Raw genomic sequence first — 15382 nt, forward strand, 5'->3', positions numbered from 1 at the left:
CTCCGTTCTTCGCGAACTACCGTCCGCAGTTCTACTTCCGGACCACTGACGTGACCGGCACCGTGACCCTGGCGGCTGGCACCGAGATGGTTATGCCCGGCGACAACGTCGGCTTCACCGTCGAGCTGATCGCACCCATCGCGATGGAAGACGGCCTGCGCTTCGCCATCCGCGAAGGCGGCCGCACCGTCGGCGCCGGCGTCGTGTCGAAAATCATTGAATAATCGGTAGGCCGGGCTTCAGCCCGGCACATCGCTAAGACCAAAGAAGGTCGCTCCGAAAGGGGCGGCCTTTTTCTTTGTTTCGACCTGTGGGAATATCGACTTTGGAATTCGGAGGCGCTATCAAAAAACATAGCAATTTCTGTACTTAGCACTCATCAACTGGATTATCTAAAGTCATTCAAAAGAGGATAAATCGTGCGCGGAAAATGGAAACAATTACTCCAACTGTCTTTAGTACTTTATCTGTTTGTTTGGGCCGCCGCGTCGTTGAGCGCTGACGAACGACCAAAAATGCAGATTGTGTTGTTTGCAGCCGGTGGGAATTGGGTTGCACAGGACATTTCTTGGAAGAAGTACAACGGTCATTGGCGAGTGAGCCTGTTGGCATCTCTGGTGGAGCTCAAGACCGCTCCACTTTTGCACAAAGAAGCTCTAAAAGCGCTTTGCGAAGAAATTGTTGTCAATTTGCCGGACGCACCCGACGAGGTTGCTGGGGAAAACGTTTATCGGGTGGCATTGAACATTCGTAGTCTAATGTCAGGTGACAACCCAAACCCAGTTTTTTCCTATCCTGTTCCGATTCAAGTGCGGCAAGGAACTTGCCAAATGAAGCCTGATGGTGAGCTTTACTTCTACAGCTACCCGGAAACTTTAGAGAATTGGGAGATGACAAAGGTTGTCTATAGTGTCGAAGGCTCTGACCCGAGAGCAATTACGTTGCACTTCAGCAGTATCGACCAGAGTGCAAATAAACCACTTCCATTCGCTGAAGCCTGCAATGCGTTCTTTGCCGACCCTCCGCCTGCGCTGGCTAAGCTCAAGCAATCAAATAATTTGCCAGATAGCCTGGAGAACTTCCCGATAAGGGTCGCTCAGTATGACAACCCAAAAACAAACTTGTCCTTCGATAGACCTGCTGACCTTAACGTGTACGCATACGAAAATGACGATTTTCGGATGTTCAAGCTGAATAACAATAGCTGCACACCGTGGTCTTGAGCGACCTTCTTGTCGAACATCAACAAACCCCTTGCCAAACCCCACCAACCCCACTAATACGCGCGAGTTCTCAATAAGAACGTCAAGGCGGGGTGATTCCCGCCTTTTGGGTTCGATGAGGGTTGGCGATGCGCGCCTGTCCTCCTCTCAACCTCAACGCCTGATAAAAGGCTGTATCTATGCAAAGCCAAAATATCCGTATTCGGCTGAAGGCATTTGACTATCGCGTTCTGGATGCCAGCACGCAAGAGATCGTCAACACTGCCAAGCGGACCGGCGCGAACGTGCGCGGCCCGATCCCGCTGCCGAACAAGATTGAGAAGTTCACGGTTCTCCGTGGCCCTCACGTTGACAAGAAATCCCGCGACCAGTTCGAGATCCGCACGCACAAGCGTCTCTTGGACATCGTTGATCCGACCCCCCAGACCGTTGACGCGCTGATGAAGCTCGACCTCGCTGCTGGTGTGGACGTCGAGATCAAGCTGCAGTCGTAAGATCGGAGGGTATAGATTATGCGCTCTGGTATTATCGCAAAAAAAGTTGGCATGACCCGCCTGTTCATGGAAGACGGCAAGCAGATCCCTGTGACCGTTCTTCACCTGGACAATCTGCAGGTCGTTGCACAGCGTACCGCCGACAAAGACGGCTACACCGCCGTTCAGCTGGGCGCCGGTGCTGCCAAGGCAAAACGAACCTCGAAGGCCATGCGCGGTCACTACGCCGCTGCAAAGGTTGAGCCCAAGCGTAAGCTGGCCGAGTTCCGCGTCTCCGAAGATGGCCTGATTGATGTGGGCGCCGAGATTTCGGCAGAACACTTCCTGGAAGGTCAGAAAGTTGACGTTTCGGGCACCTCGATCGGTAAAGGCTTTGCCGGTGCGATGAAGCGCCACAACTTCGGTGGTCTGCGCGCCTCGCACGGTGTTTCGATCAGCCACCGTTCGCACGGTTCGACCGGTCAGTGTCAAGACCCGGGCAAGGTGTTCAAAGGCAAGAAGATGGCCGGTCACATGGGTGCAGCCCGTGTCACCACCCAGAACCTGGAAGTCGTCAAAACCGACGCCGACCGGAACCTGGTCTTCATCAAAGGCGCCGTTCCCGGACCGAAATCGGGCTGGGTCACCGTCAAGGACGCCGTCAAGAAGAAAGCACCGGAAGGCCTGCCTTTCCCGGCTGCTGTGAAATCGGCTGCAACCGAAGCACCTGCGGAAGAAGCTCCCGCGGAAGGTGGTGAAGCATGAAACTTGATGTAATCAAACTGGACGGCGGCAAAGCCGGCGACATCGAGCTGAACGCCGATCTGTTCGGCCTGGAGCCGCGCGCGGACATCCTGCACCGTGTGGTCCGTTGGCAGCGCAACAACGCGCAGGCCGGCACCCACAAGGTGAAGACCCGCTCGGAAACCAGCTACTCGACCAAGAAGATCTATCGCCAGAAGGGCACCGGTGGCGCACGCCATGGTGACCGCAACGCGCCGATCTTCCGCAAGGGTGGTATCTACAAGGGCCCGACCCCTCGTTCGCACGGCCACGACCTGCCGAAGAAGTTCCGCAAGCTCGGCCTGCGCCACGCTCTGTCGGCAAAAGCCAAGGCAGGTGAACTGGTTGTGATCGAGAACGCCGAAGCCGAAGGCAAGACCGCCGCTCTGGCCAAACAGGTTGCAAACCTGGGCTGGAAACGCGCTCTGGTCATCGACGGCGCGACCGTGAACGAAGGTTTCCTGAAGGCGTCGCGCAACATCGAAGGTCTGGATATCCTGCCGTCGATGGGTGCAAATGTTTATGACATCCTCAAGCGTGACACTCTGGTGCTCACCAAAGCGGCTGTCGAAGCACTGGAGGCTCGTCTGAAATGAGCGCGAAGGCAGAACACTACGACGTGATCCGCAAGCCGATCATCACCGAAAAGTCGACCATGGCATCCGAAAACGGCGCGGTTGTCTTTGAAGTGGCGATCGACAGCAACAAGCCGCAGATCAAAGAGGCCGTTGAGGCGCTGTTTGGTGTGAAGGTCAAAGCGGTGAACACCACCGTGACCAAAGGCAAGGTCAAGCGGTTCCGCGGCCAGCTGGGTCGTCGGAAAGACGTCAAAAAAGCATATGTGACCCTGGAAGAGGGGAACACCATCGACGTGTCCACCGGTCTCTGATCGGAACGGTCTTTGGAATGAATGGAAGACCCCCGCGAAAGCGGGGGTTTTTTCGTATGGCGGCGACACACAAAATTGACCTGGCGGCAGCGGGTCAATTCCATAAATCGCTTGCGACGCCGGGTCAGAAGGCTATCCGGTTAAGGACAAAAAACACGGCAGGCGCATGACATATTCCATCCATCCGAACCCGGGCAACCCACACGTGACCGCCGCGCGGGATTGGGTGTCGACACTGGCCAAATACCGAGAGCCGAACCAGTTGCGCAGCGCGTTCGAGCTTGGCGTCAGCATCGTGCCATTTATTGCCCTGTGGGCGCTGTCCTGGATGTCGCTGTCGGTCAGCTACTGGCTGGCTTTTGCGATTGCAGTTCTCAACGCCGCCTTTCTGTTGCGCCTGTTTGCGATCCAGCATGATTGCGGGCACGGGGCGTTCTTCAGCAACCGCACGCTCAGCGACTGGACCGGGCGGGTGATCGGAGTGCTGACCCTGACGCCTTATGACGTCTGGCGCCGCACGCATTCCACGCATCACAACAGCGCGGGCAATCTGGACAAGCGCGGGATGGGCGATATCCACACCCTGACGGTGGCCGAGTATATGGCGCTGAGCCCGATGAACCGGTTCTGGTACCGGGTCTACCGCCACCCGATCACCTTGTTCGGCTTCGGGCCCGGCTATCTGTTTTTGCTCCAGAACCGCCTGCCGCTTGGCCTGACGGGCCACCTGAAATTCTGGATCAGCGCCATGGCCACCAATCTGGCGATAGTTCTGGCTCTGCTGGCCATTTACTATTTCGGCGGGCTGATGCCGTTGCTGCTGATCTTCCTGCCATCGACCCTGCTGGCCGCAACGGCGGGCGTCTGGCTGTTCTACGTGCAGCACCAGTTTGAAGAGACGCAATGGGACCCCGACAAGGACTGGCAACTGCACGAGGCCGCCCTGCACGGCAGCTCGCACTATATCCTGCCCTCCGTATTGCAGTGGTTCAGCGCCAATATCGGCATCCACCACGTCCACCACCTGTACAGCCGCATTCCGTTCTATCGTCTGACCGAGGTGCTGCGTGATCATGATGAACTGGCAAACAGCAACCGGATGACCATCCGCGAAAGCTTCGCCAACGCGCGCCTGCACCTGTGGGATGAGCAAAGCCGTCGCCTACTGTCCTTCGCCGAAGCCAAGGCACTGTATGGGTAAGCGTTAAGTTTCGCGGCCAGCTGGGCCGTCGGAAAGACGTCAAAAAAGCATATGTGACCCTGGAAGAGGGGAACACCATCGACGTGTCCACCGGTCTCTGATCGAACCCGTCTTTGGAGAGAGATAAAGGCCCCCGCGCAAGCGGGGGCTTTTTTTGTTGAAAATTAGACGCTTGGCAGAACGGCCACATGTTGACAGCATGTTTTACCGGCACAAAGATGGCGGGAGTTAGAATGATATTTATGTAGATATGACAAAATGGCTAATCCTTGGCATGTGAGTTGGTTGAATGAAGGCGTTAAAAGGTGGAACCAGCGCCGGAAGCGTGTCTACTTTGAACCGGATCTATCCGGCCTTAATTTCTTCGACATTCTTCCCCCTGATTTTCGAGATGATCCAAAGACGTCCCGTTACTTTGAAAGAATTGATCTAAGTGACGCTGACCTAGTCGGCGCGAACCTGTCGCGACTAAATTTCCAGAAATCAAAGTTTGATAATGCGAGACTACAGGAAGCTGACCTCACGCGGTCCAACTTTGAGAAAGCTTCCTTCAGCTCTGCCGATCTAACAGGTGTTAGATTTGAGGGTTCAATTCTTGCCGAAGCGGTCTTTGAAAACTCAATTTTAGAAAAAACCTCGTTTCAAAACGCCGATATTGAAGGGGTTTTGATTATTGGGACTGAATTAAGCTCTGAGCAACGTGATCATGTGGGCTCACAGTACATTCGAGAATACCCTTCAAGGGCAGTTTATCGAGATGAGTTGCGACAAAGAACTTCACTCATTGCAGAAAAGAAAGGTGAACTAGAACCAAAGGAAGACGCTCGCCCTCGGAAGAACGCCTACGAAGTCTTTTTTGGAACAACGCGTGATCCGATAATCGAACGTGGGGCGGTCATTGGGTACGGGGCAGAGCAATGGCAGCAAATAAATTATGGGATCGCTCAGGTTGTTGTTCCAGAGGGCAACAGGCTGGGTGGGCTAGGTAAGACGCTCTGGAGGCGGTTGTTTAACAAGCAGAAAAGTGACCTGCGACTCAAGCAAATCATGACGCTTAATGAAGACCTATTTTTCTCAGTTCTGAGGAAGGTAAACAATTCAGGTGGGCATCTTCAACGCCCCACTATTTTTGTTCATGGTTACAACACCTCTTTTGAAGGTGCAGTCCTTAGAGCCGCGCAGTTTGGTCACGACCTTGGAATAGCCCAAGGTATTGGTTTGTTTAGTTGGCCATCGCTTGGAACAGAGGCAGGTTACTCACCCGATGAGGCTAGCGCCGAACGCAACAGATACGCTCTGTCAGAATTTCTTGAGATGTTTGCTGGAGCATTTTCGGAGCATGGTGTTAGCGTTGTTGCGCACAGTATGGGGTGTAGATGCCTACTCGGGGCAATTGAGGTTCTTGCTTCAAGAAATCCAAGTGCTGCAGCTTCCATACATCAAGTTATTCTGGCCGCTGCCGATGTCGACGCAGCAATAATGCCGTATCAAGGAGTACATGCAGTTTCCTCAGCTGACAGAGCTACTTCATATGTCGGTGACAGGGACCTAGCATTGAAGCTCTCAAGATGGTTGCATGGATATGATCGAGTAGGTCTTGTACCTCCTGCGTTTACAATGCCGGGTTTAGACACTGTACTTGTGAATGACGAAGACTTAGGCCCATTTGCGCATGGCTATATTGGCCAAAGTCGCGCGGTTCTTGGAGATGTTCATTCGTTGCTGACAAAGAATGAGCCACCTTCATCGCGCTTTTCCATGAGAGAATACCTCATCGATGGCGTTCAAGTTTGGAAGCTGGCGGACTGAAGCTAAAAGCTCCTTGCTGGAAACCACGAAAAATCTGGGTTTGGGCTTTTTGTTTGCGGAATACACAAATTGGCCCCGTGAGTGTTCTCATTATCCTATAGACACCCACCCCCAACACTGCTACATGCTCCCAATCTTGCGGCCTCGGATTCGTTCCGGGGCCTCTGATATTTGTAACCGGGGACCTTCGGGGCCCTATACCCTTGGCACCTACGGGGGCCTATCACATAGCGGGGAAACCCCCTGCACTTGCTAAACGGAAGACAGAAAGCATGGCACTCAAGTCGTACAAGCCGACGACGCCGGGCCAGCGCGGGCTGGTGCTGATCGACCGTTCGGAGCTTTGGAAAGGACGTCCGGTCAAGTCTCTCACTGAGGGTTTGACCAAATCGGGCGGCCGGAACAACACCGGACGGATCACTTCACGCCGCCGCGGCGGTGGCGCAAAGCGTCTCTACCGGATCGTTGACTTCAAACGGAACAAATTTGATGTCGCGGCAACCGTCGAGCGGATCGAATATGACCCGAACCGGACCGCATTCATCGCACTGGTAAAATACGAAGACGGCGAGCAGGCATATATCCTGGCTCCGCAGCGTCTGGCTGTTGGTGACAAAGTCGTGGCATCCGCCAAGGCCGACATCAAGCCGGGCAACGCAATGCCGTTCTCGGGCATGCCCATCGGTACCATCGTCCACAACATCGAGATGAAGCCTGGCAAAGGCGGTCAGATCGCACGTGCGGCCGGTACTTACGCTCAGTTCGTTGGTCGCGATGGCGGCTACGCTCAGATCCGTCTGAGCTCGGGCGAGCTGCGCATGGTCCGTCAGGAATGCATGGCCACCGTTGGTGCCGTGTCCAACCCCGACAACAGCAACCAGAACCTCGGTAAAGCCGGTCGTATGCGCCACAAGGGCGTTCGTCCGTCGGTTCGTGGTGTTGCAATGAACCCGATCGATCACCCGCACGGTGGTGGTGAAGGTCGTACCTCGGGTGGCCGTACACCGGTTACGCCGTGGGGTAAGGACACCAAGGGTAAGCGTACCCGCAACAAGAACAAAGCGTCCCAGAAGCTGATCATCCGCTCGCGGCACGCCAAGAAGAAGGGACGTTAATCCATGTCTCGCTCTGTTTGGAAGGGTCCTTTCGTCGATGCTTACGTGCTGAAAAAAGCCGAAGCAGCGCGCGAGTCGGGCCGCAACGAAGTCATCAAGATCTGGTCGCGTCGTTCCACCATTCTGCCCCAGTTCGTGGGTCTGACCTTTGGTGTGTACAACGGCCAGAAGCATATCCCCGTCAACGTCTCGGAAGACATGATCGGTCAGAAGTTCGGTGAATACTCGCCGACCCGCACCTATTATGGCCACGCCGCAGACAAAAAAGCGAAGCGGAAGTAAGTCATGGGCAAGGAAAAGAACCCCCGCCGCGTGGCTGAAAACGAAGCAATGGCGAAAACCCGCATGCTTCGCACCAGCCCGCAGAAACTGAACCTGGTTGCGCAAATGATCCGCGGCAAGAAAGTTGAGAAGGCTCTGACCGACCTGACTTTCTCGAACAAGCGTGTCGCGCAGGACGTCAAGAAGTGCCTGCAGTCCGCAATCGCGAATGCCGAAAACAACCACAACCTGGACGTTGACGAGTTGATCGTCGCCGAAGCATGGGTTGGCAAGAACCTGGTCATGAAGCGCGGTCGTCCGCGTGCCCGTGGCCGTTTCGGCAAGATCATGAAGCCGTTCTCGGAGATCACCATCAAGGTGCGTCAAGTTGAGGAGCAAGCCTAATGGGTCATAAAGTAAATCCGATCGGCATGCGCCTGCAGGTCAACCGCACCTGGGACAGCCGCTGGTACGCCGACACCAAGGACTACGGTGATCTTCTGCTGGAAGACCTCGAGATCCGTGAGTTCATCAACAAAGAGTGCAAGCAGGCCGGTGTTGCCCGTGTGATCATCGAACGTCCGCACAAGAAGTGCCGCGTGACGATCCACACCGCGCGCCCCGGTGTCATCATCGGCAAGAAAGGTGCAGACATCGAAGTTCTGCGCAAAAAGCTTGCTCGTATGACAGACAGCGAACTGCACCTGAACATCGTCGAAGTGCGCAAGCCCGAGCTTGACGCGCAGCTGGTTGCCGAGTCCATCGCTCAGCAGCTGGAACGTCGTGTTTCGTTCCGTCGCGCCATGAAGCGCTCGGTTCAGAACGCCATGCGCATGGGTGCCCTGGGTATCCGGGTGAACGTCGCTGGTCGTCTGGGCGGTGCCGAAATCGCACGGACCGAGTGGTACCGCGAAGGCCGCGTGCCTCTGCACACCCTGCGTGCCGACATCGATTACGCACATGCCGAAGCGATGACCCCCTACGGGATCATCGGGATCAAGGTCTGGATCTTCAAAGGTGAGATCATGGAGCACGATCCGCAGGCACGTGACCGTAAAGCACAGGAACTCCAGGACGGCCCTGCACCTCGTGGTGCTGGTGGCGGTCGTCGCTAAGGAGGGAAAGATATGCTTCAACCAAAGCGTACTAAATTCCGCAAGATGCACAAAGGCCGGATCAAGGGTCTCGCCAAGGGCGGCTCTGATCTGAACTTTGGCACCTACGGCCTGAAAGCCATCGAGCCTGAGCGTGTAACTGCACGTCAGATCGAAGCTGCACGTCGTGCCATGACGCGTCACATGAAGCGTCAGGGCCGCGTCTGGATCCGCATCTTCCCCGACACTCCGGTCACTGCAAAGCCGATCGAAGTTCGTATGGGTAAAGGTAAAGGTTCGGTCGACCGCTGGGTTTGCAAGGTCAAGCCTGGTCGCGTGATGTTCGAGATCGACGGCGTCAATGACGACATCGCCCGCGAGGCCCTGCGCCTGGCCGCGATGAAGCTGCCGGTCAAGACCCGCGTCGTGGTTCGCGAAGACTGGTAAGCGATTGGGGGCAACCCCGTTCGTGACAAGATCGACCCCCGTCGGGAAACCGGCGGGGGTTTTCTTTTGGTTGGACGGTCTGCGATGTCGTGGGTCGTGAAAACCGTCGACCTGCCCACGTGACGCGCCTAGGCTGCTGGACAGGAATGGGAGGGTCTTATGATTCAACTGCGCAAGAAGATGTTCGTCAAAGAAGTCATAACCACCGACCAGCTGGGCCAGCCTTGTGATCCGGTCAGTCGGGTCGCGGCGTTGGCAGTGGTGCAGAATCCTTTGGCTGGGCGGTTCGCCGACGATCTTTCAGAGCTGTTCGATATCGGTGGCTCTTTAGGTGCGGAACTTGCAGCTGAAGCGATCTCGCAACTGGATGGACCGCCAATCTCTTACGGCAAAGCGGCGATCGTTGGCATGAACGGCGACCTTGAGCAGGGCGGGGCGGTGATCCACCCCAAGCTCGGCGCTCCTATGCGGGCGGCGGCGGGTGGAGGCGAGGCGGTGATCCCGTCAAACGCTAAGCTGGGCGCGCCGGGTTGCGCAATTGATCTGCCGCTTGGACACAAGGACAATCCTTGGTCGTTCGACCATTTCGACACGATGACGTTGAGCATTCCGGACGCGCCAAAACCGGATGAGATCGTGCTATGCCTTGCCTATGCAGATGGCGGTCGCCCTATCCCGCGCTGTGGCAAAGGGCCCATCAAGACCTAAGCATCTGGTCTTGTCGAAAGGGCTGGGGTATGCCCGGCCTATGGCACAGATTGAATCACTCTTCGTTACCCGTCTCTATCGCGCGTCCCTGTCCGAGTTCGATCCCAGGATCGATGCGGGCGAACTGGAAAACTCCTGCCTGGTCATCGCCGAAGATGATGAGGCGGGGCAGGATTGGTGCGAGGAAAACGGCTATCCCGGCTATACCAGCTATGCGTCGCTGACCGATCTGCCCTGGCGGTTCCCGATCTTTGCCGATCTGGTGAAAGTGCTGGACCAGCACGTGGCAGCTTTTGCCAGGGATCTGGAATTTGATCTGGGCGAGGGTGAGCTGAAACTGGAAGACCTGTGGATCAACATTCTTCCCGAGGGCGGCATGCATTCCAGCCATCTGCACCCGCACAGTGTAATCTCGGGTACGACCTATGTTGCCATGCCTGAAGGGGCCAGCGCACTGAAACTGGAAGACCCCCGCTCGGGCCGCATGATGGCCGCTCCGACGCGGCTGAAGGGCGGGCGGCGCGATCTGCAGCCGTTCATCTACATGAAGCCTCAGGTCGGCGATGTGCTGCTGTGGGAGAGCTGGCTGCGCCATGAGGTGCCCATGAACATGGCCGAAGATGAGCGGATCAGCGTCAGCTTCAACTACAAGTGGGGGTGACTGGTCCAACGGCCGGGCCATTGGCCCCGATAGCTTTGCAGGCACAAAAAAAAGGCCGCCCCGACAGGGCGGCCTTTCGCATGTAAACCCGGTCCGGCTTAGAAGCCCAGACCTTCGTATTTTTTCTTGAACTTCGATACACGGCCGCCGGCGTCCATCAGACGTGCGCCGCCACCGGTCCATGCGGGGTGCACGGACGGGTCGATTTCCAATGCCAACTGGTCGCCTTCGCTGCCCCAGGTGGATTTCATCTGAACCACGGTGCCATCGGTCATTTTAACGTCGATGATGTGGTAGTCGGGATGGATGTCTTTTTTCATCTTTCCGCTCCTTACGCCTCGGCGCCAGCCTTGGGCTTGTAGTTGGTGACTTCTGCGATACGTGCGGATTTACCACGGCGCGAGCGCAGATAGTACAGTTTGGCGCGACGGACGCGGCCACGGCGGACAACGGTGATGCTGTCGATGTTGGTCGAATGCAGCGGGAACACACGCTCCACGCCTTCGCCAAACGAGATTTTGCGGACGGTGAACGAACCGGCGATGCCGCTGCCACCTTTGCGTGCAATGCAGACACCTTCGTAGTTCTGCACACGGGTACGTGACCCTTCGGTCACCTTAAAGCCGACACGGATGGTGTCACCGGCTTTGAAATCGGGGATGTCTTTCCCCAGGGCGGCAATCTGTTCCGCCTCAAGCTGTGCGATCAGGTCCATCGCAGTTACTCCTATCTGCTCGTGGTTGGTCCACGAAGTTTGGGCACGGTCCGAGAGCTCTTGGTCTTCACCGGGTCCTGCCATGCAGCCCGCCAGAGGTCAGATCGAATGTTCCTTTGGTCCGGTCTGCCCTGCCGCGCCGGGGCCGAAGAAAGCCGGGCGTCACGCCATGATGCAAACCAAAACACCGGAGTCGCATTGCGCGGCACCGGATTGCGTTCGTTTAGGGGCTTTTGAGACGCTGATCAAGCCCAAATGATCATAAAAACCGAGGGAATGGTGAGTTTCCGCCGTATCTGAAATCTGCCATTGCGTTGTGACCCCGATCAGGCATTCTGGGGGCAATTATCAAGAGCAGATTTGATACAGGAACAAAAGATGCGCAAAGCATTCCTGCTGGCCGCCATGGCGCTTGCACTCATTTCATGTGGCCGTCCGGGCCCTCAACCTCAGGCGGTCGAACCGCAGGCCTTTGCGGATACCAGCCCGCCTTCGGTGATCTATCCCGCCTTCGGCGATGCCGATCCGCATCCGTGGGAAGGGCGCCACCCCGGCAACTACCCGGTGCACGGGCTGGACGTGTCACGCTGGCAGGGTGATATCGACTGGCGCACTGCACGGGCGTCCGGTGTCAGTTTCGCCTTTATCAAGGCGACCGAGGGCGGGGATTTCATGGACCCGATGTTTCAGGATCACCGGCGCGGCGCGCAGGCCGCCGGTGTGCCGTGGGGGGCCTATCATTATTACTATTTCTGCCGTCCCGCGCGCGAGCAGGCGCAGTGGTTCATCGAAAACGTGCCCAAAGGGGCGGATCTGCCCCATGTACTGGACATGGAATGGACGCCCTATTCGAAGACCTGCACCCTGCGCCCCGATGGCCGTACCGTCCGGGCCGAGGCGCAAAAGTTCCTAGACATCCTCGAACGCCATTACGGCCGCCGCCCCATCGTCTATACCACGGTGGATTTCTATCAGGACACCGATATCGGCCGCCTGCCCAAGACCGAGTTCTGGTTGCGCTCGGTCGCCGGACACCCGCGCGAAGTCTATCCGCGCGCGATCTGGCGGTTCTGGCAGTATACCGGCACCGGGCTGGTGCCGGGTGTGCAGGGCAAGGTGGATATCAACACCTTCAACGGCACGCCTGAGATATGGGCGCGGTGGAAGGCGGGAGCGCCTCAGGTCGCGGGAACACCATAGGTTTCGAGGGTCCCGCCGCCCACAAGGTGATCCAGCCGGCGTACCCGTTCCTCGCCGACTGAATCCTGCAGCCAGAAATGCTCACCCGCGGTCAGATCACGGCGTTCGAACCCACGTTCGGTCATGCAGCGCTCGACCTGATCGATTTCACCCTGGCGGCGAATCTGGTCGTCAAACGGGGCGGTTATGGCGGGGCCCAGAATGATGCCCCATAGCAGGATATTGGTGGTGTAGCCACCGATCACGGCAGCATTACCGCCGATATCGGCTTCGGTGGCACAATATTCAACGGCGACACGGGCCGAATGCAGGTTGTGTCCCGCCTGCGTGGGCACCGACAATTCAAGCGGTTTTGTTGTGCAGGCCGATACGGCAAGCACAGCCAGACAAATGATTTTCTTCATCTAACAGTCCAAGATACGTGATTTGGAAATTGCTTTAAGCAACATCTTTTGGATGAGTATTTTCCAACCACCTCTGCCACAAGAGGAGTTCAGGGAATCCCGTAAAGCTGCGGCCTGCGGGCCACACCCTGTTCGTCAGTCGGACGTCTTGTTCCGCAATATCCGATAGCTCTCCCACAGATCGGGACGCCGTTCGCGGGTGATCTGTTCGGACATCTCGTGTCGCCATTCGGCGATGCGGCCATGGTGGCCGGACATCAGGATGTCTGGGATCGCGCGGCCTTTCCATTCGGCGGGGCGGGTGTATTGCGGGTGCTCCAGTAGGCCCGAGGAAAAGCTCTCTTCCTCGGTTGAAGCCTGATTGCCCAATACCCCGGGGATCAGCCGCACAGTGGCGTCGATCAGGGCCTGTGCCGCGATCTCGCCTCCGGTCATGACGAAATCGCCCAGGCTGACCTCCTGCACGCCGTAATGTTCCAATACACGCTCATCGACGCCTTCGAAGCGACCACACAGCAGCGTCATGCCATCGCAGCGCGCCAGGTTCTGCATCATGCGTTGATCCATCCGGCGGCCACGCGGGCTGAGGTAGATCAGCGGCCAGTTGCCCCGGATGCCCGCCATCGTGTGTTCGATGGCCTCGCCCAGCACATCGGCGCGCAGCACCATGCCCGCACCGCCGCCCGCCGGGGTGTCATCGACATTGCGATGCTTGCCGACACCGAACTGGCGCAGATCAACGGTTTCCAGCTGCCATAGTCCTTCCTGCAGCGCCTTGCCGGTCAGGCTTTCGCCCAGAACACCGGGAAAGGCGGATGGAAATAGGGTGATGATCTTGGCCTTCCACACCCCGTGCAGGTCGGGCGTAGGGGTCATCAGCTCGCGCGGCTTCAGGGTCGGGCGGATGGCTTTGAGGCCATGAGATTTTGCGGGCGTGTCCGTCATGAGGTGCCAATCAGATCTGTTTGAGCGCGTTCTACAAGAGCTGCCTTTTGATCGATCAACGCCGCATCGTCCAGAGCGGACCGGTTCATTTCCAACATGCGCGTCAGCAGATCTTCGGGCAGGCCGGTGTTTGTACGCTTAGGACCAACCAGTTGCGCCGCCTCTTCCACGGGCAGGTCAAGAAAATCGGCAAACGGCGTTCCCGGACCAAAGGGGCGTGTCTGCAGGTCTTCCAGCCACTGACTGCGCACCTGAACCGAGGGCAGGCGGCCCCTGATCTCTTCCGCAACAGATTGTGGTGCGGCAACCGGGGCCATGCGGTCGCGGAACGTCTCGAAATCCAGAACCATCCGCGCGCGATGCAGGTCATGGGCCCAGAGGCTGCGCAGCCAGCCCTCGCGCTGGCGCAGCGACAGGTAGAGCGTGATCTGAACCTCTTCCCGCCCGAACCGTTCGCGGACCAGGTCGACCAGACATGTGGCCAGTTCCGGAGCCGCGTCATATCCGACGGCAAGGTTTCGACTGGGGCGCAGGCCCGAGAAATTTTCTTCGCTCAACACCAGACCGCGTTTGCGGCCGAAAATCAGCGATTTCAGGAACTGCTGCATCTGGTCGCGGAAATCACGCATTGCACCGGGCGTGCCATACAGGGAATAGCGCGTTGCGGCCTCGGACAGGCCGGAATTTCGTGTGCGGTAGGGCAGAACCAGCGCGTGGTAAGGCCAGATCAGCTTGCGGTTTTCGAACAAAAAGGACTGTGCCGCCGTCGTCCCGGTCTTGTGCAGACCCAGATGCAGCAACACGCGGCGCATCAGATCAGACCTTCGGGCGGGTCGGCAACGATGCGGCCCTTGTCCAGGTCGACGGTCGGCACGGCCTCAAGCGTGAAGGGCAGCAGGACCGTGGTTTTCAGGCCGGGTCCCTGCAGCTCCAGCAGGTCCGCCGCACCGTGGTTCTGAACCGACTTGACCCGGCCCAGCAGGGTGCCTCCGGTGTCGTAAACCTGCAATCCGATCAGGTCGGTGTGATAGAATTCATCATCCGGCAGAGACGGCAACTGATCGCGGCGCGCATAAAGGCGCAGGCCATTCAGGGCGTCCGCCTCTTCCTTGCTCTCAACCCCGCCCAGCCGGGCGGCGAAGCCGTTCTTGATGGCGCGGGTCAGCACCACAGGATAGCGCTCGGTGCCCGCCTCATCGGTCAGGGGCGAATAGGTCTCGATATCTTCGGGCACGGCGCAGAAGCTTTTCAGTCGCACCTCGCCGCGCACGCCATACGCGCCCGCAACGCTGCCCACGCAGATCAGATCACTCATTTGAGCCTTCCGTAACACATAGCCCGCCCCGCCATTGCCCGACCCCTTCGCAGGCCTCGCGCTGGTTCGAGCGTTCGAAGAACACGCCAACAATAAAGGCGATCATCAACAGGATGGGAAGCCGTAACAATCCGAACAT

At 57.5% G+C, this 15382-nt stretch carries 24 protein-coding genes and 1 pseudogene; 18 read left to right on the plus strand and 7 right to left on the minus strand.

The window, feature by feature from the left end; all coding sequences use genetic code 11:
- The 16 genes and pseudogenes from ACR0K9_RS19490 to ACR0K9_RS19565 form a co-directional block, all read left to right on the plus strand.
- Nucleotides 1–224 (plus strand): EF-Tu C-terminal domain-related protein (locus tag ACR0K9_RS19490; protein WP_480825016.1); only part of this gene is annotated, 224 nt, incomplete at its 5' end.
- Nucleotides 225–419: 195 nt separating this feature from the next.
- Nucleotides 420–1223 carry a hypothetical protein gene (locus ACR0K9_RS19495; RefSeq protein ID WP_480825640.1) on the plus strand — a complete coding sequence of 268 codons (804 nt, stop codon included), beginning with the start codon at nt 420–422 and terminating at the stop codon, nt 1221–1223.
- 179 nt (nt 1224–1402) lie between these two features.
- Nucleotides 1403–1717, plus strand: coding sequence for a 30S ribosomal protein S10 (gene rpsJ, locus ACR0K9_RS19500; RefSeq protein WP_008756422.1), 315 nt, complete (start codon nt 1403–1405; stop codon nt 1715–1717).
- 18 nt (nt 1718–1735) lie between these two features.
- Nucleotides 1736–2461 carry a 50S ribosomal protein L3 gene (rplC, locus tag ACR0K9_RS19505; protein WP_170328778.1) on the plus strand — a complete coding sequence of 242 codons (726 nt, stop codon included), beginning with the start codon at nt 1736–1738 and terminating at the stop codon, nt 2459–2461.
- Nucleotides 2458–3075: a 50S ribosomal protein L4 gene (rplD, locus tag ACR0K9_RS19510; RefSeq protein WP_155148664.1), complete on the plus strand. Its 618-nt coding sequence runs from the start codon at nt 2458–2460 to the stop codon at nt 3073–3075. Before rplC ends, rplD begins: the two co-directional genes overlap by 4 nt.
- The gene (locus tag ACR0K9_RS19515) at nt 3072–3368 is read left to right on the plus strand and encodes a 50S ribosomal protein L23 (RefSeq protein ID WP_008757532.1); all 297 of its coding nucleotides are present in this window, start codon (nt 3072–3074) and stop codon (nt 3366–3368) included. Before rplD ends, ACR0K9_RS19515 begins: the two co-directional genes overlap by 4 nt.
- A 166-nt stretch (nt 3369–3534) precedes the next feature.
- Entirely contained in the window at nt 3535–4569 is a 1035-nt protein-coding gene (locus tag ACR0K9_RS19520; protein ID WP_480825642.1) for a fatty acid desaturase, read from the plus strand.
- A gap of 5 nt (nt 4570–4574) precedes the next feature.
- A pseudogene (locus tag ACR0K9_RS19525) lies at nt 4575–4670 on the plus strand (50S ribosomal protein L23); the annotation flags it as partial.
- A 157-nt stretch (nt 4671–4827) separates the two neighbouring features.
- Nucleotides 4828–6378 carry an alpha/beta hydrolase gene (locus ACR0K9_RS19530; RefSeq protein ID WP_480825644.1) on the plus strand — a complete coding sequence of 517 codons (1551 nt, stop codon included), beginning with the start codon at nt 4828–4830 and terminating at the stop codon, nt 6376–6378.
- A 272-nt stretch (nt 6379–6650) separates the two neighbouring features.
- Nucleotides 6651–7493, plus strand: coding sequence for a 50S ribosomal protein L2 (rplB, locus tag ACR0K9_RS19535; protein ID WP_008757664.1), 843 nt, complete (start codon nt 6651–6653; stop codon nt 7491–7493).
- A 3-nt stretch (nt 7494–7496) separates the two neighbouring features.
- Nucleotides 7497–7775, plus strand: coding sequence for a 30S ribosomal protein S19 (gene rpsS / locus ACR0K9_RS19540; RefSeq protein ID WP_005980699.1), 279 nt, complete (start codon nt 7497–7499; stop codon nt 7773–7775).
- Between the two features lie 3 nt (nt 7776–7778).
- Nucleotides 7779–8159 carry a 50S ribosomal protein L22 gene (rplV, locus tag ACR0K9_RS19545; protein WP_039538267.1) on the plus strand — a complete coding sequence of 127 codons (381 nt, stop codon included), beginning with the start codon at nt 7779–7781 and terminating at the stop codon, nt 8157–8159.
- The gene (gene rpsC, locus ACR0K9_RS19550) at nt 8159–8869 is read left to right on the plus strand and encodes a 30S ribosomal protein S3 (protein ID WP_480825646.1); all 711 of its coding nucleotides are present in this window, start codon (nt 8159–8161) and stop codon (nt 8867–8869) included. Before rplV ends, rpsC begins: the two co-directional genes overlap by 1 nt.
- 12 nt (nt 8870–8881) lie before the next feature.
- Entirely contained in the window at nt 8882–9295 is a 414-nt protein-coding gene (gene rplP, locus ACR0K9_RS19555) for a 50S ribosomal protein L16 (protein WP_480536293.1), read from the plus strand.
- 159 nt (nt 9296–9454) lie between these two features.
- On the plus strand, nt 9455–10003 hold the full coding sequence (locus tag ACR0K9_RS19560; RefSeq protein ID WP_480825648.1) for an amino acid synthesis family protein: 549 nt from the start codon (nt 9455–9457) through the stop codon (nt 10001–10003).
- 40 nt (nt 10004–10043) lie between these two features.
- Nucleotides 10044–10664, plus strand: a complete 621-nt coding sequence (locus ACR0K9_RS19565; RefSeq protein ID WP_480825650.1) for a 2OG-Fe(II) oxygenase family protein — start codon at nt 10044–10046, stop codon at nt 10662–10664.
- Between the two features lie 98 nt (nt 10665–10762).
- Here ACR0K9_RS19565 and rpmE read toward each other — a convergent pair whose 3' ends face one another.
- Entirely contained in the window at nt 10763–10984 is a 222-nt protein-coding gene (gene rpmE / locus ACR0K9_RS19570; RefSeq protein WP_298384925.1) for a 50S ribosomal protein L31, read from the minus strand.
- A gap of 11 nt (nt 10985–10995) precedes the next feature.
- Complete coding sequence (gene rplS, locus ACR0K9_RS19575) at nt 10996–11379, minus strand: 50S ribosomal protein L19 (protein WP_170328369.1); 384 nt, start codon at nt 11377–11379, stop codon at nt 10996–10998.
- An 82-nt stretch (nt 11380–11461) separates the two neighbouring features.
- On the opposite strand from rplS, the gene ACR0K9_RS19580 reads away from it, so the two are divergent.
- A complete protein-coding gene (locus ACR0K9_RS19580; RefSeq protein ID WP_480825652.1) occupies nt 11462–11638 on the plus strand; it encodes a hypothetical protein in 177 nt (58 codons plus the stop codon).
- Between the two features lie 119 nt (nt 11639–11757).
- Nucleotides 11758–12579 carry a glycoside hydrolase family 25 protein gene (locus tag ACR0K9_RS19585; protein ID WP_480825654.1) on the plus strand — a complete coding sequence of 274 codons (822 nt, stop codon included), beginning with the start codon at nt 11758–11760 and terminating at the stop codon, nt 12577–12579.
- On the opposite strand, the gene ACR0K9_RS19590 is transcribed toward ACR0K9_RS19585, so the two are convergent.
- The 5 genes from ACR0K9_RS19590 to ACR0K9_RS19610 form a co-directional block, all read right to left on the minus strand.
- Nucleotides 12558–12983 (minus strand): hypothetical protein, encoded by a 426-nt coding sequence (locus ACR0K9_RS19590; RefSeq protein WP_480536287.1) that lies wholly within the window; start codon nt 12981–12983, stop codon nt 12558–12560. The two genes, ACR0K9_RS19585 and ACR0K9_RS19590, sit on opposite strands and share 22 nt — an antisense overlap.
- Before the next feature lie 135 nt (nt 12984–13118).
- Nucleotides 13119–13928 carry a tRNA (guanosine(37)-N1)-methyltransferase TrmD gene (gene trmD / locus ACR0K9_RS19595; RefSeq protein ID WP_480825655.1) on the minus strand — a complete coding sequence of 270 codons (810 nt, stop codon included), beginning with the start codon at nt 13926–13928 and terminating at the stop codon, nt 13119–13121.
- Nucleotides 13925–14740, minus strand: coding sequence for a hypothetical protein (locus ACR0K9_RS19600; RefSeq protein ID WP_480825657.1), 816 nt, complete (start codon nt 14738–14740; stop codon nt 13925–13927). Before ACR0K9_RS19600 ends, trmD begins: the two co-directional genes overlap by 4 nt.
- Nucleotides 14740–15243 carry a ribosome maturation factor RimM gene (gene rimM / locus ACR0K9_RS19605; RefSeq protein WP_480536283.1) on the minus strand — a complete coding sequence of 168 codons (504 nt, stop codon included), beginning with the start codon at nt 15241–15243 and terminating at the stop codon, nt 14740–14742. The genes ACR0K9_RS19600 and rimM overlap by 1 nt, the downstream gene beginning before the upstream one ends.
- Entirely contained in the window at nt 15236–15382 is a 147-nt protein-coding gene (locus ACR0K9_RS19610; protein WP_480470738.1) for a hypothetical protein, read from the minus strand. Before ACR0K9_RS19610 ends, rimM begins: the two co-directional genes overlap by 8 nt.

The sequence above is a fragment of the Ruegeria sp. L12 genome (assembly GCF_056531745.1).

What these genes read in the sequence shown, in the direction of transcription:
- rimM (WP_480536283.1), bottom strand. Translation starts at nt 15,243, where the DNA reads ATGAGTGATCTGATCTGCGTGGGCAGCGTTGCGGGCGCGTATGGCGTG.
- rplC (WP_170328778.1), top strand. Translation starts at nt 1,736, where the DNA reads ATGCGCTCTGGTATTATCGCAAAAAAAGTTGGCATGACCCGCCTGTTC.
- ACR0K9_RS19590 (WP_480536287.1), bottom strand. Translation starts at nt 12,983, where the DNA reads ATGAAGAAAATCATTTGTCTGGCTGTGCTTGCCGTATCGGCCTGCACA.
- rpsJ (WP_008756422.1), top strand. Translation starts at nt 1,403, where the DNA reads ATGCAAAGCCAAAATATCCGTATTCGGCTGAAGGCATTTGACTATCGC.
- rpmE (WP_298384925.1), bottom strand. Translation starts at nt 10,984, where the DNA reads ATGAAAAAAGACATCCATCCCGACTACCACATCATCGACGTTAAAATG.
- rplB (WP_008757664.1), top strand. Translation starts at nt 6,651, where the DNA reads ATGGCACTCAAGTCGTACAAGCCGACGACGCCGGGCCAGCGCGGGCTG.
- ACR0K9_RS19580 (WP_480825652.1), top strand. Translation starts at nt 11,462, where the DNA reads ATGCAGCCCGCCAGAGGTCAGATCGAATGTTCCTTTGGTCCGGTCTGC.
- trmD (WP_480825655.1), bottom strand. Translation starts at nt 13,928, where the DNA reads ATGACGGACACGCCCGCAAAATCTCATGGCCTCAAAGCCATCCGCCCG.
- ACR0K9_RS19515 (WP_008757532.1), top strand. Translation starts at nt 3,072, where the DNA reads ATGAGCGCGAAGGCAGAACACTACGACGTGATCCGCAAGCCGATCATC.
- ACR0K9_RS19610 (WP_480470738.1), bottom strand. Translation starts at nt 15,382, where the DNA reads ATGTTCGGATTGTTACGGCTTCCCATCCTGTTGATGATCGCCTTTATT.
- ACR0K9_RS19560 (WP_480825648.1), top strand. Translation starts at nt 9,455, where the DNA reads ATGATTCAACTGCGCAAGAAGATGTTCGTCAAAGAAGTCATAACCACC.
- ACR0K9_RS19585 (WP_480825654.1), top strand. Translation starts at nt 11,758, where the DNA reads ATGCGCAAAGCATTCCTGCTGGCCGCCATGGCGCTTGCACTCATTTCA.
- rplS (WP_170328369.1), bottom strand. Translation starts at nt 11,379, where the DNA reads ATGGACCTGATCGCACAGCTTGAGGCGGAACAGATTGCCGCCCTGGGG.
- ACR0K9_RS19530 (WP_480825644.1), top strand. Translation starts at nt 4,828, where the DNA reads ATGGCTAATCCTTGGCATGTGAGTTGGTTGAATGAAGGCGTTAAAAGG.
- ACR0K9_RS19565 (WP_480825650.1), top strand. Translation starts at nt 10,044, where the DNA reads ATGGCACAGATTGAATCACTCTTCGTTACCCGTCTCTATCGCGCGTCC.
- ACR0K9_RS19520 (WP_480825642.1), top strand. Translation starts at nt 3,535, where the DNA reads ATGACATATTCCATCCATCCGAACCCGGGCAACCCACACGTGACCGCC.
- rplP (WP_480536293.1), top strand. Translation starts at nt 8,882, where the DNA reads ATGCTTCAACCAAAGCGTACTAAATTCCGCAAGATGCACAAAGGCCGG.
- ACR0K9_RS19600 (WP_480825657.1), bottom strand. Translation starts at nt 14,740, where the DNA reads ATGCGCCGCGTGTTGCTGCATCTGGGTCTGCACAAGACCGGGACGACG.
- rplV (WP_039538267.1), top strand. Translation starts at nt 7,779, where the DNA reads ATGGGCAAGGAAAAGAACCCCCGCCGCGTGGCTGAAAACGAAGCAATG.
- rpsC (WP_480825646.1), top strand. Translation starts at nt 8,159, where the DNA reads ATGGGTCATAAAGTAAATCCGATCGGCATGCGCCTGCAGGTCAACCGC.
- rplD (WP_155148664.1), top strand. Translation starts at nt 2,458, where the DNA reads ATGAAACTTGATGTAATCAAACTGGACGGCGGCAAAGCCGGCGACATC.
- rpsS (WP_005980699.1), top strand. Translation starts at nt 7,497, where the DNA reads ATGTCTCGCTCTGTTTGGAAGGGTCCTTTCGTCGATGCTTACGTGCTG.